This is a genomic window from Paracoccus binzhouensis (assembly GCF_016446475.1).
Classification (GTDB): domain Bacteria; phylum Pseudomonadota; class Alphaproteobacteria; order Rhodobacterales; family Rhodobacteraceae; genus Paracoccus; species Paracoccus binzhouensis.
Genome location: NZ_JAEHFP010000134.1, coordinates 1 through 10,972, shown reverse-complemented (window position 1 = coordinate 10,972; position 10,972 = coordinate 1). Strand labels below are relative to the sequence as shown.

14 protein-coding genes and 1 pseudogene are annotated in these 10,972 nt (G+C 69.9%); 7 read left to right on the top strand and 8 right to left on the bottom strand.

All coding sequences use genetic code 11. The annotated features are described in order from the left end of the window. Together I9P22_RS21005 and trxB are read right to left on the bottom strand one after the other, a co-directional pair. Window positions 1-446 (bottom strand): annotated as a pseudogene (locus tag I9P22_RS21005) (transcription antiterminator BlgG); the annotation flags it as partial. Further along, window positions 443-1,468: a thioredoxin-disulfide reductase gene (gene trxB / locus I9P22_RS21000; RefSeq protein ID WP_199261809.1), complete on the bottom strand. Its 1,026-nt coding sequence runs from the start codon at window positions 1,466-1,468 to the stop codon at window positions 443-445. The gene trxB and the pseudogene I9P22_RS21005, both read right to left, overlap by 4 nt. Window positions 1,469-1,632: 164 nt before the next feature. Here trxB and I9P22_RS20995 point away from each other — a divergent pair, with 164 nt between their 5' ends. Further along, entirely contained in the window at window positions 1,633-2,133 is a 501-nt protein-coding gene (locus I9P22_RS20995; RefSeq protein ID WP_199261807.1) for an Lrp/AsnC family transcriptional regulator, read from the top strand. 22 nt (window positions 2,134-2,155) lie between these two features. On the opposite strand, the gene I9P22_RS20990 is transcribed toward I9P22_RS20995, so the two are convergent. Then, window positions 2,156-2,716 carry a recombinase family protein gene (locus I9P22_RS20990; RefSeq protein WP_199261805.1) on the bottom strand — a complete coding sequence of 187 codons (561 nt, stop codon included), beginning with the start codon at window positions 2,714-2,716 and terminating at the stop codon, window positions 2,156-2,158. A 289-nt stretch (window positions 2,717-3,005) separates the two neighbouring features. Here I9P22_RS20990 and I9P22_RS20985 point away from each other — a divergent pair, with 289 nt between their 5' ends. Further along, a complete protein-coding gene (locus I9P22_RS20985; RefSeq protein WP_199261803.1) occupies window positions 3,006-3,191 on the top strand; it encodes a hypothetical protein in 186 nt (61 codons plus the stop codon). Between the two features lie 42 nt (window positions 3,192-3,233). Next, complete coding sequence (locus I9P22_RS20980; protein WP_199261801.1) at window positions 3,234-3,599, top strand: hypothetical protein; 366 nt, start codon at window positions 3,234-3,236, stop codon at window positions 3,597-3,599. On the opposite strand, the gene pgeF is transcribed toward I9P22_RS20980, so the two are convergent. Genes pgeF through lgt form a run of 3 tightly spaced genes read right to left on the bottom strand, consistent with a single transcriptional unit; the run spans window position 3,596 to window position 6,295 of the window. Next, complete coding sequence (pgeF, locus tag I9P22_RS20975) at window positions 3,596-4,360, bottom strand: peptidoglycan editing factor PgeF (RefSeq protein WP_199261799.1); 765 nt, start codon at window positions 4,358-4,360, stop codon at window positions 3,596-3,598. The genes I9P22_RS20980 and pgeF overlap by 4 nt on opposite strands. Next, a complete protein-coding gene (locus I9P22_RS20970; RefSeq protein WP_199261797.1) occupies window positions 4,344-5,408 on the bottom strand; it encodes a class I SAM-dependent methyltransferase in 1,065 nt (354 codons plus the stop codon). The genes pgeF and I9P22_RS20970 overlap by 17 nt, the downstream gene beginning before the upstream one ends. Next, window positions 5,405-6,295: a prolipoprotein diacylglyceryl transferase gene (gene lgt / locus I9P22_RS20965; protein WP_199261794.1), complete on the bottom strand. Its 891-nt coding sequence runs from the start codon at window positions 6,293-6,295 to the stop codon at window positions 5,405-5,407. The genes I9P22_RS20970 and lgt overlap by 4 nt, the downstream gene beginning before the upstream one ends. Before the next feature lie 126 nt (window positions 6,296-6,421). On the opposite strand from lgt, the gene I9P22_RS20960 reads away from it, so the two are divergent. Further along, the gene (locus tag I9P22_RS20960; protein ID WP_199261792.1) at window positions 6,422-6,715 is read left to right on the top strand and encodes an accessory factor UbiK family protein; all 294 of its coding nucleotides are present in this window, start codon (window positions 6,422-6,424) and stop codon (window positions 6,713-6,715) included. Here I9P22_RS20960 and I9P22_RS20955 read toward each other — a convergent pair. Further along, window positions 6,706-7,011, bottom strand: coding sequence for a DUF6476 family protein (locus I9P22_RS20955; RefSeq protein WP_332909055.1), 306 nt, complete (start codon window positions 7,009-7,011; stop codon window positions 6,706-6,708). The genes I9P22_RS20960 and I9P22_RS20955 overlap by 10 nt on opposite strands. Between I9P22_RS20955 and I9P22_RS20950 the strand changes: the two genes are divergently transcribed. The 3 genes from I9P22_RS20950 to I9P22_RS20940 all read left to right on the top strand — a co-directional run bounded on the left by I9P22_RS20950 (window position 7,010) and on the right by I9P22_RS20940 (window position 10,295). Next, window positions 7,010-8,035: an RluA family pseudouridine synthase gene (locus I9P22_RS20950; RefSeq protein ID WP_199261790.1), complete on the top strand. Its 1,026-nt coding sequence runs from the start codon at window positions 7,010-7,012 to the stop codon at window positions 8,033-8,035. The two genes, I9P22_RS20955 and I9P22_RS20950, sit on opposite strands and share 2 nt — an antisense overlap. Before the next feature lie 66 nt (window positions 8,036-8,101). Further along, the gene (gene rpoH, locus I9P22_RS20945) at window positions 8,102-9,007 is read left to right on the top strand and encodes an RNA polymerase sigma factor RpoH (protein WP_199261788.1); all 906 of its coding nucleotides are present in this window, start codon (window positions 8,102-8,104) and stop codon (window positions 9,005-9,007) included. Between the two features lie 268 nt (window positions 9,008-9,275). Beyond that, window positions 9,276-10,295, top strand: a complete 1,020-nt coding sequence (locus I9P22_RS20940) for a hypothetical protein (protein WP_199261786.1) — start codon at window positions 9,276-9,278, stop codon at window positions 10,293-10,295. 70 nt (window positions 10,296-10,365) lie between these two features. Here I9P22_RS20940 and I9P22_RS20935 read toward each other — a convergent pair. Next, window positions 10,366-10,972 (bottom strand): SPOR domain-containing protein (locus I9P22_RS20935; protein ID WP_199261784.1); only part of this gene is annotated, 607 nt, incomplete at its 5' end.

Sequence of the window (10,972 nt, the reverse complement as noted above, 5' to 3'; positions counted from 1 at the left end):
AACCGCGCCCGCAGCGCATTCGGCGTCAGCGCCCCGTCGCGGCCGCGCGGCGCCGCCAGCCCCTTGATGCGGCCGCCCAGCAGCGCCGGGCCAGCGCCCCAGATATCGGTCACCGACATGATCGCCAGCACCGCGCCGCCGGGCTCCTGCAGCGCGATGTCCTGGCCCGGCTCCAGCTCGGCGGCAAGGCCGTCCGGGACGGCCAGCGCCAGCGGCAGCGGCCAGGCCATGCCCGAGGCCAGCCGGCCGCCCGCCAGCACCGCCTGATGATCGGCCTGGGACAGGTAGCCGCGCAGCGGAAACAGCCCGCCATCCATCATCAGCGCCAGCTCGGTCCTCTGCTCGGCCGTCAGTTCCCAGGCCGCCAGCCGCGCGGCATCCGCCCGCAGCCCCTGGGCGGCGGCGGGGCTGACGTAAAGCTCGGGCAGGGCGGCGAAAGCCGTCACGCCGGGATCTCGGCGGCGTGGCGGTTCGGCTCTCCGGCCATGTCATGCTCGGCCAGCCAGCGCTCGGCGTCCAGCGCCGCCATGCAGCCCATGCCGGCGCTGGTCACCGCCTGGCGATAGATGTGGTCGGTCAGGTCGCCCGCCGCGAAGACGCCGGGGATCGAGGTGCGGGTGGTGCCCGGCTCGACCTTCACATAGCCGCCGTTGTGCAGCTCCAGCTGGTCCCGCACCAGTTCCGAGGCCGGGGCGTGGCCGATGGCGATGAAGACGCCGTCCGCCGGGATCACCTGCTCGGTCCCCTGCGCCACGTGGCGGAGCTTGACGCCGGTGACGCCCAGCGGCGCCTCTGTGCCCTCGACTTCGGCCAGCTCGTGATCCCACAGCACCGAGACCTTGGGATGGCGGAACAGCCGCTCTTGCAGGATCTTCTCGGCCCGCAGGCTGTCGCGGCGATGCACCAGCGTCACCTTGCTGGCGAAATTGGTCAGGAACAGCGCCTCCTCGACGGCGGTGTTGCCGCCGCCGATCACCACCACCTCGCGGCCGCGATAGAAGAAGCCGTCGCAGGTGGCGCAGGCCGAAACGCCGAAGCCCTTGAACTTCTCCTCGCTCGGCAGGCCCAGCCAGCGCGCCTGCGCCCCGGTGGCCAGGATCACCGCATCGGCGGTGATGCGCGCCCCCGAATCGAGTTCCGCGACGAAGGGCCGCGCCTTCAGGTCCAGCTTCGTCACCGTGTCGACAAAGATGCGCGCGCCCATGGCCTTGGCATGGGCCTCCATCTTCAGCATCAGCTCGGGACCCTGGATCTCGGTCTCGCCGGGCCAGTTCTCGACCTCGGTGGTGATGGTCAGCTGGCCGCCGGGCTGCATGCCCTGGATCAGCACCGGGCTCAGCATCGCGCGCGAGGCATAGACGGCGGCGGTATAGCCCGCCGGCCCCGAGCCCACGATCAGCACCCGGGTATGGGCAGGCAGGACGGCATCGGCATGGCCGGCGGCGGAAACGGCGGAATCTTGGGACATGAAAGCTGGACCTTTTGCGTTGCGCCGCCTAGGTAATCACCCCCGACGCCTCATGCAATCCACCTGCGGGCAGGCTGCGGCAGCGGAAAGAATATTGCGCAAAGCCACCCGGCGGGGTAGCTTCCGGCATGATTTTGGCCGAGCGAACGGCCCAAGAGGAAAAGATGAGCGGCGCCAGACTTGACGAAATCGACCGAAAAATCCTGGCGGAACTGCAGGGCGACGGTCGGATGACCAATGTCGAGCTGGCGCGGCGCGTGGGCATCTCGGCCCCGCCCTGCCTGCGCCGGGTCCGCGCGCTCGAGGAGATGGGCTATATCCGGGGCTATCACGCCGACATCGACGCCCGCGAGTTGGGCTTCGAGGTGCAGGTCTTCGCCATGGTCCGCCTGCTGAGCCAGTCCGAGCGCGACCTGTCGGCCTTCGAGGCGCTGTGCCGCGACTGGCCGCTGGTGCGCGAGTGCCACATGCTGAACGGCGAGATCGACTTCATCCTGAAATGCGTCTCGCCCGACCTGCCGAGCTTCCAGCGCTTCCTGACCGAAAGCCTGACGGCGGCGCCGAACGTGGCCTCGGTCAAGACCTCGCTGGTGATCCGCTGCGCCAAGGACGAACCCGGCGTGCCCTTCCAGGTGGTCGAGGAACGCGCGGCGGCGGTGGGCTAGGAAGTCCGGCGCCGGCCGCAGGTCAGCCGGTCTCGCGCAGTCTCTGGAACTGCCGCTGCAAGGTCCGGGCATGGATGCCATATCTGGCCGCGATGCTCTTGATCGATTCCGTCTCGACCGCGCGGATGGCTTCGACGATCTGCTTGTCCGACAGGCTGGGCGGGCGGCCGATATGGCGGCCCTTGCGCTGCGCCTCGGCCATGCCGGCCTTGGTGCGCTCGCTGATCAACGCCCGCTCGAACTCGGCCAGCGCCGCCATGATGTGAAAGATCAGCCTGCCGCCGGGCGAGGCGGTGCTGACCTCCTCGGTCAGCGACTGGAAATCGACACCCCGCCGACCCAGATCGTCGATGATCTGGACCAGCCCCGACAACGACCTGCCCAGCCGGTCAAGACGCCAGACCACCAAGGTCTGCCCGGGACGCAACGAGGCCAGCATCCGCTCCAGGCCCGGCCTGGTCATCATCGTTCCCGAGGTTCCGTGATCGCGGTAGATCCTTCCGCAGCCCGCGCGCCTCAGCGCAGACAGTTGAAGATCAAGCCGCTGATCTTCCGTCGATACGCGTGCGTAACCGATTTTCATTCTCGATCACTTGGTTCGGCCGGCGAAATGCGAGTGCTTCCATTCGCCGCGGTTTTGCGCGCCCGTGATATTCTTGACAAAACGGAACCCTTTTGACACGGCACTCCTCACCATTTTTTGCCCCAGACAGCGCTGGAATGTTTCGCAACTTCGGGTAGTCTTGGCAGATATGTAGAAAGGGTTCCGTTTTGCCGCTTCCGCTGTCGATCACGACGAAGCGGCTGAAGAGGACGTCCATTCCGGTGGCCGAGAGATCGTTCTTTATGTGATCGCCTCGGGCATTGGCGGGGTGTCCGGGGTCTGTTTCGCGCTGGCCTTCAAGCTGTCGCTGCTGGGGATCTTCCTGGCCTATTCGCTTGGCGGAATCTGTTTCACGACCATCGCGGTCCTAGGCCTGCTCTTTGCGAGGTCGTCGCGCCGCTCGGCCGCGCTGGCGATGCAGCGCAATCATCGCGGCTATTTCCGGCAGGACTGAGGCCGCGATCGCGCTGGTCATCGCCCGGCTATTGGCGAAACGGTGGATGCCGCCCGCTTGCCGCTGCAGCCGGCCGATGCCCGGGGCGACCGGCCGGAAAATCCCGGCGGCCCGGTCGTCCGGTCCGCGATTTCCCCTTGGCACATCAAGGCATCAGCGATGAATTTCACAGTGGATCCCAAGCGCCGCGAAAGCCCGATCCGGATCGGGATCAAGGTGCTGGCAAAGGCCGGCAGGACCTATATCGCCGCCGACATCGCCCAGCTGACCGGCCCGAGCCTGCTGCGCTACCTGCGTCACTCGGGCGGAGACAACCCCTGCGCCGAAGCCCTGGTGCTGAAGATGCTGGGACACAGCCCGGTTCGCCGCCCCACGGAGCCGGCCAAGCGCCGGCGCAGTCACTGCTAAAGCGCGATGGCCGAGATCAGCCGCCCGTAATCCGCCTCGTTCTGATGCGTGCTGCGGCGATAGGAAAAGAACCGCTCCGGGTCGGAATAGGTGCAATGCCCGGTCCATTCCGCCTCGACCCCGGCCTCGCGCAGCCGCATCAGGCCAAAGCCCGGCAGGTCGAACATCGGCCGGCCGTTCGGCCCGCCCGAGAAGAAGCGGTGATAGTCCGGGTCCTCGGCCAGGAACGCGTCCATGAAATCCTCGCCGACCTCATAGGCGCGCTGGCTGATCGTCGGGCCGATCACCGCGCGGATGCGGCTGGCGCCCAGGTCGTTCATGGCACCCACCGCCGCCTCGATCACCCCCGACAGCGCGCCGCGCCAGCCGGCATGGACGGCACCGATCACCCCGGCCTCGGGGTCGGCCAGCAGGATCGGCTGGCAATCGGCGGTCAGCACCGCCAGCGCCACGCCAGGGCGGTCGGTGACGATGCCGTCGGCGCGAATCTTCGCAAAATCAGCAGGTTCTTCGCCGGCGCGCAGCACGGCGATATCGGGGGAATGGACCTGGTGCACGGTGGCAAGCCCGCCCGGCGGCACGCCCATCGCCTCGGCGACGCGGGCGCGGTTGATGGTCACGATCTCGCCCTGGTCGCTGGAGCCGTAGCCGCAGTTCAGCCCGGAAAACAGCCCCGAGGAGGCGCCGCCGCGCCGGGTGAAGAAGCCATGCCGCACCGGGTCAAGCAGCGGATGGGTCAGGATCTCAAGCGTCGTCTGCATCGTCGTCCAGGGGCTCGAATCCGGGGGGCACGGGCGCGTGGCGAGCCCAGAAGGCCAGCACCTTGAACAGGTGACCCATTTCGCCGGGTGCGGTCAAGCGATGAAGCGCCGCCATGGCGCCGCCGTCTCCGGCCGCCGCCAGGCGCTGCGCCCGTTGCGCGATGCCCAGCCGCAACAGCCAGTCGCCCTGGGTCAGCATGGCCGAGACGCGGACCCCGCAGGCCCGCGCCGTCCGTGCCAGCGGCGCGAAATCGACATGCGCGGTCAGGTCGGCCCGACCCGGATGGGCCAGCGGATCCTCGGGCCGGTGCCGGCGCAGCGCCTGGAAGGTGTCGCCCTGCCCGTCCCAGCCGCCATAGTCGATGACGATGGCCGCGCCGCCATGCGCCGCGATCCGCCCGGCCAGGGTTGCGACGATGGGCGGCCCGTCCGGGCAAAGCTCGCGCACCGTCCCCTCGGGCGCAGGAGGCAGCGGCTGTTCGGCCACCGCGGCAAGCCCCGGCGCCAGCCCGCCCTCGGGGTCCAGGACCACCACCCGCTCGGCCCAACCCTGCCCGCCCATCTGGAACTGGCGGATCGGCAGGGCATCGAAGAACTCGTTGGCGACCAGAAACAACGGGGCCTGCGGCAGCTGCCCCACATCATCCAGGTGACTGATTTCGCCAAGCTTTTCGCGCTGCACCCGGCGCAGATGCGGCGATGCCTCGACCAGCGCCACCCGCGCCGCCTCGGCCATGCCGGGCACCACGCGGATGGCGCGCAGGATGTCGGCCATCAGCGTGCCGCGCCCCGGCCCGATCTCGGCCAGGGTGAAGGGTGCCGGCCGGCCCTGGTCCAGCCAGGCCTGCGCCAGCGCCAGCCCGACCATCTCGCCGAACATCTGGCTGATCTCGGGCGCGGTGGTGAAATCGCCGCCGGCGCCGAAGGGATCGCGGGTCGCGTAATAGCCATGCTCGGGATGCAGCAGGCACAGCCGCATGTAGTCGTCCAGCCGCATCGGCCCGGACAGCCGGATGCGCGCGGCGACGATCCGCGCCAGCGGCGTCATGCGGCGCCTGGCGCGATGGCCGGGCGGGCGCGGGCGCGGATCAGGAAGGCCAGCCCGACCAGCACCATCGGCAGCGACAGCACCTGCCCCATGGTCACGCCCCAGACCGGCCCACCCAGCACATGGCCCAGCGGGTTGTCGGGGGTGATGAACTGCGCATCGGCTTGGCGGAAGAACTCGACCACGAAGCGCGACAGGCCATAGCCCATCACGAAGACCCCCAGCGCCTGCCCCGGCCGCCGCAAGCCGCCGGCGCGAACCAGCAGCACCAGCACCAGCGCCAGCAGCACCCCTTCCAGCCCGGCCTCGTAAAGCTGGCTCGGATGCCGGGCGCAGGGGCCGGTGACGTCGGGGCACATCTGCGCCGCCTCGCCGGGGAAGATCACGCCCCAGGGCGCATCGGTCGGCCGGCCCCACAGCTCGGCATTGATGAAATTCGCCAGCCGGCCCAGCCCCAGCCCGACCGGCGTCGCCACCGACAGCGCATCGGCCAGGCGCAACGCCGGGATGCCGTGCCGCCGGCAGAACCACCAGGAAGCCAGCACCACGCCGAGGAATCCGCCGTGAAAGGACATGCCGCCCTGCCAGATCACCGGGATCTGCCCGGGATTGGCCAGGTAGTAGCCCGGCTCGTAGAACAGCACGAAGCCCAGACGCCCGCCCAGCACCACGCCGACGATTACCCAGGTCAGCAATTCCTCGACCTGCTCGGGGCGCATCGGCGCGGCGTCGCCCCAAAGCCGCGGCCGCCGCATCAGCGCCACGATGATGCGCCAGCCGATCAGCAGCCCGGCCAGATAGGCCAGCGCATACCAGCGCAGCGAGAAATCCATGCCGAAAAGATGGATGGTGAAGATCTCGGGCGAAATGTCGGGAAAGGGGATCATGGCTTCCTCGTTTCGGCGCGGGCAGGCTACGCGGGGGCGGCCCGGTGTCAACCGCCGCCGTCAGGCGATTGAACAGCGGCCCCGGCAGGGCCATATAGGGGCCGACGCTGAACCGAAAGGCCCGCCATGACCGCGAACAACCGCTTTCTCGACGATCTCTCGAAATTGATGACCAACGCCATGGGCGTCGCCCAGGGCGCCAAGGACGAGGCACAGACCGCCTTCAACAGCTGGATCGACCGCTGGCTGGCCGAGCGCGATTTCGTCACCCGCGAGGAATTCGAGGCCGTGCGCGAGATGGCGATCAAGGCCCGGGCCGAGAATGCCGAACTGCGCGCCCGGCTGGATGCGCTGGAAGGCAAGGCCCCCGGCGCCGCCGGCACCAACGGCAGCGCGGCCGGCGACACGACTCAGGGCTGAACCTGGTCGCGCAGCCGGCCCTGGCGGTCGTAAAGCAGCACGGCGCCCGCTTCCGTCACCACCACGATCCAGTCGCGGGCAAAGGTGACGGCGGCGGGCGTCGCCCCCTCGGGCAGGGCGATGTGCTCGGGCAGTTCCGGCAGCGGCGCCTCGGACAGGCGCAGCCACAGAAGCGCCGCGATCACCAAGACGCCCAGCCCCATCACCGCCGCCAGCGCGGTCACCAGGAAGCGCAGCCAGCGCAGCATCGGCAGCGCTTCCTCTGGCCCCGCATCCAGCCTATCATCCCGTGCCATGGCCGAAATCCTCATCACCATTCCCGAAGGTCTGTCCGAGCGCCTTGATAAGGCGCTTGCCCTCTGCGCGCCAGAGCAGGCGGCGCTGTCGCGCTCGCGCCTGAGCCGGCTGATCGCCGAGGGCGCGGTGACCGGCCCCTCGGGGCCTGTCAGCGACGGCAAGGCAAGGGCGGAATCCGGCGACTATGTCGTCGAGATCGGCGAGCCGGAGGCCCTGGACGCCCGGCCCGAGGCGATCCCGCTGAGCATCGCCTACGAGGACGAGGATCTGATCGTCGTGGACAAGCCCGCCGGCATGGTGGTGCATCCCGCCCCCGGCAGCCCCTCGGGCACGCTGGTCAACGCGCTGCTGGCGCATTGCGCGGACAGCCTTTCCGGCATCGGCGGCGCGGCCCGGCCTGGCATCGTGCACCGGATCGACAAGGAGACCTCGGGCCTGCTGGTGGTGGCGAAATCCGACCGCGCCCATCAGGGCCTGGCAAGGCAATTCGCCGATCACAGCGCGCAGCGCCGCTATCTCGCCATCGCGCATGGCATGATCGACCCGGCGGATGCGCGGCTGCGCGGCCTGCCCGGCCTGGCCTTCGAGCCGGGCGGGGTGCTGCTCATCACGACCCTGCTGGGCCGCCATCCGACCGACCGGCAGCGCCAGGCGGTCAGCTTTCGCAACGGCCGCCATGCCGTGACCCGCGCCAGGGTCGTCGAGACCTTCGGCACCCCGCCCGCCGCCATGCTGGTCGAATGCCGGCTGGAAACCGGCCGCACCCATCAAATCCGCGTGCACATGGCCCATGCGGGATTGGGACTGGTCGGAGACCCGGTCTATGGTGGCAACAGGCGGGCTTCCGCCAGGGTGCTGGGGGCCGAGGCCGCAAGCGCCGTCGCCGCCTTCCCCCGCCAGGCCCTGCATGCGGCCGAGCTGGGCTTCGAACATCCGGTCAGCGGCCAGACGCTGGCCTTTTCCAGCCCGCTGCCGCCCGACATGGCCGGATTGCTGGAGCAACTGCGCGGCGCAACCCGGTGACGGAACCCGGGCCGCGCTGATCGCGTTCACAATTGCCCGCTTCCTTGCGGGACAGGGATTTTTCAGATGGCGAACTACACGAACCTTCCGGCCCCCAGCCCCGAACAGGGCTTGAACCGCTACTTGCAGGAGATCCGCAAGTTTCCCCTGCTGGAGCCGGAGGAAGAATACATGCTGGCCAAGCGTTGGGCGGACCACGAGGATCCCGAGGCGGCCCAGAAGCTGGTGACCAGCCACCTGCGGCTCGCCGCCAAGATCGCCATGGGCTATCGCGGCTACGGCCTGCCCCAGGCCGAGGTGATCTCGGAAGCGAATGTCGGGCTGATGCAGGCGGTCAAGCGCTTCGACCCGGAAAAGGGTTTCCGGCTGGCGACCTATGCCATGTGGTGGATCCGCGCCTCGATCCAGGAATACATCCTGCGCTCCTGGTCGCTGGTGAAGATGGGCACGACCTCGGCGCAGAAGAAGCTGTTCTTCAACCTGCGCAAGGCCAAGTCCAAGCTGGGCGCGCTGGAGGAAGGCGATCTGCGCCCCGAGAACGTCGCCCAGATCGCCAATGACCTGAACGTGTCCGAGCAGGAAGTCATCGACATGAACCGCCGGCTGTCGGGGGGCGATGCCTCGCTGAACGCGACGGTGGGCTCGGGCGACGGCGAATCGACGGCGCAATGGCAGGACTGGCTGGAGGACGAGGACGCCAACCAGGCCGAGGCCTTCGCCGAGGCCGACGAGTTGTCGGCGCGGCGCGAGATGCTGATCGCCGCCATGGACGTGCTGAACGACCGCGAGAAGGACATCCTGATGGAGCGCCGGCTGCGCGACGATCCGATGACGCTCGAGGATCTGTCGACGCGCTACGACGTCTCGCGCGAGCGCATCCGCCAGATCGAGGTCCGCGCCTTCGAGAAGCTGCAGAACCGCATCCGCGAACTGGCGCGCGAGCGTGGCATGGCCGTGCCCGAAGGCGCCTGAACCCGGGCGCGCCCTGCCCGACATGCTGCGATCCGGCCATGGCGCCGCTTTCCCGCTTCCCGGCCCGCTGCTCCGGCCGCGCCGCGGGCCGGGGGCTGGCTTGCGAGCCTGGCCGGCGCGCCGCGGCCGGGCCGGGCGGAAATCTCGTCGCGGTGACCCCGCGAAGGCTCTGGCACCGGCGGGGATTTTCCGTGACAACCGGGGGCGTTGACCGGCGCCGGGCTTGGCTTATGGTCGGGACAGGGCAGCGGAGGCCGCTGGCGCAGGAATGACAGCGCTGAACCAATATCAACGGCTGGAGGCCGCGGGAATCTGGCGCGAGACGCCGAAATCGCAACTGCGCGACGTCATCGTCTCGTTCGGCGACGCGACGCTGGTGCTGACCGATCCGCGCTCGGAAATGCCGCTGGCGCATTGGTCGCTGCCGGCGGTGACGCGGCTCAATCCCGGCAAGCTTCCGGCCCGCTATGCGCCGGGCGGCACCGATGCCGGCGAGGAACTGGAGATCGACGACGAACTGATGATCGCCGCCATCTCCAAGGTGCATCAGGTGATCGAGGCCAGCAAGCCGCATCCCGGCCGGCTGCGCAGCGGGCTGATGCTGGGCGCTGCCACGGTCATGGCGGTGCTGGCGCTGTTCTGGGTGCCGCCGGCGCTGGTGCGGCACGCCGCCGACATCGCCCCGCCGGCGCAGCGCGCCGAGATCGGCCGCATTGTGCTGGCCGAGATCGCCAAGACCACTGGCAGCCCCTGCTCGCGTCCCGCGGGCGACATGGTGCGCCAGAAGCTGGCGATGCGGCTGATGGGCCCCGAGGCGCAGATCGTCGTGGTCCCGGCGACGCTGCGCGGCGCGATCCGCCTGCCCGGCCCGATCACCGTGCTGGGCGAGGACCTGATCGACGGCCAGGTCTCGCCCGAGGTGGCGGCGGGCCATATCCTGGCCGCCCAGGCGGCGGCGGTGGAAAGCGACCCGCTGCTGGCGGCGCTGCGCTATGCCGGGCCGCGGGCGACCTTCCACCTGCTGACCGCCGGCACGCTGCCGGCGGCCTCGCTGTCGGGCTATGGCGAGAAGCTGCTGGCCGATCCGGTGCCGCGCCCCGAGGATGAGCAACTGCTGGCCTATTTCACCCGCGCCGGCATCTCGAGCGAGCCCTATGCCCGCTCGCTCGATCCGACCGGAGAGGCGACGCTGGGCCTGATCGAGGCCGACCCGTTCCGGACCGCCGCGCCGCAGCCGGTGCTGAACGACCGCGAATGGATCGCCCTGCAGGAGATCTGCGACCAGTGACGCCCGGCCGAGGCGCCCGAGGAGGCGCCGCCACAGCCCCGCGGCAGCCCGGCTGAACACCGCCGCCGGGTCAGCGCGGGAAGGCATCACGATAGCCGGCGCGGCGGATGGCATCCAGGGCGCGGACAATGGATTCGCGGTCCTCGAACGGGCCGGCCATGATGAATTGCACCGGACGCCCGTTCACCCGGTCCCGGCCGCGCAGCACCGGATAGCCCAGCCCGGCCAGCCGCCTTGCCGCGCGTTCGGCATTGTCGGGATTGCCGAAGGTTCCAAGCTGCACATAGCGCGCACCCGCCGGAATGAGGCCGACCGCGTCGGCGGGCCGGTCGGCCGGCCGCGCCTTGCGTGTGCCCTGGCGATCCGCGACGGCGACCCGGGAAGCGGCAGGTTTCGCCGCCTTCCCCGGCCCGGGCGCAGTCTGGGGCGCCGGTGGCGGAGCGACTGGCGCGGAGGGTTCCGCCCTGGCCTCGGCCACGGCGGCGGGCCGGCTGCCCAGCGGGCGGGCGAAGCTCAGCCGCGACAGATCGGCTTCGCTGGTCGAGGCGCAATAGCCTTGCGTTGCATCGGCGCCGGGCCGCGCCGCGCCCGGCGCGCCGTCATAGCCCAGCAGCTCGCACAGCCGGCGGTTCGGCTGCAGCGCGCCGGCCATGCCCTGACGCAGCGCCGGCGCCGCG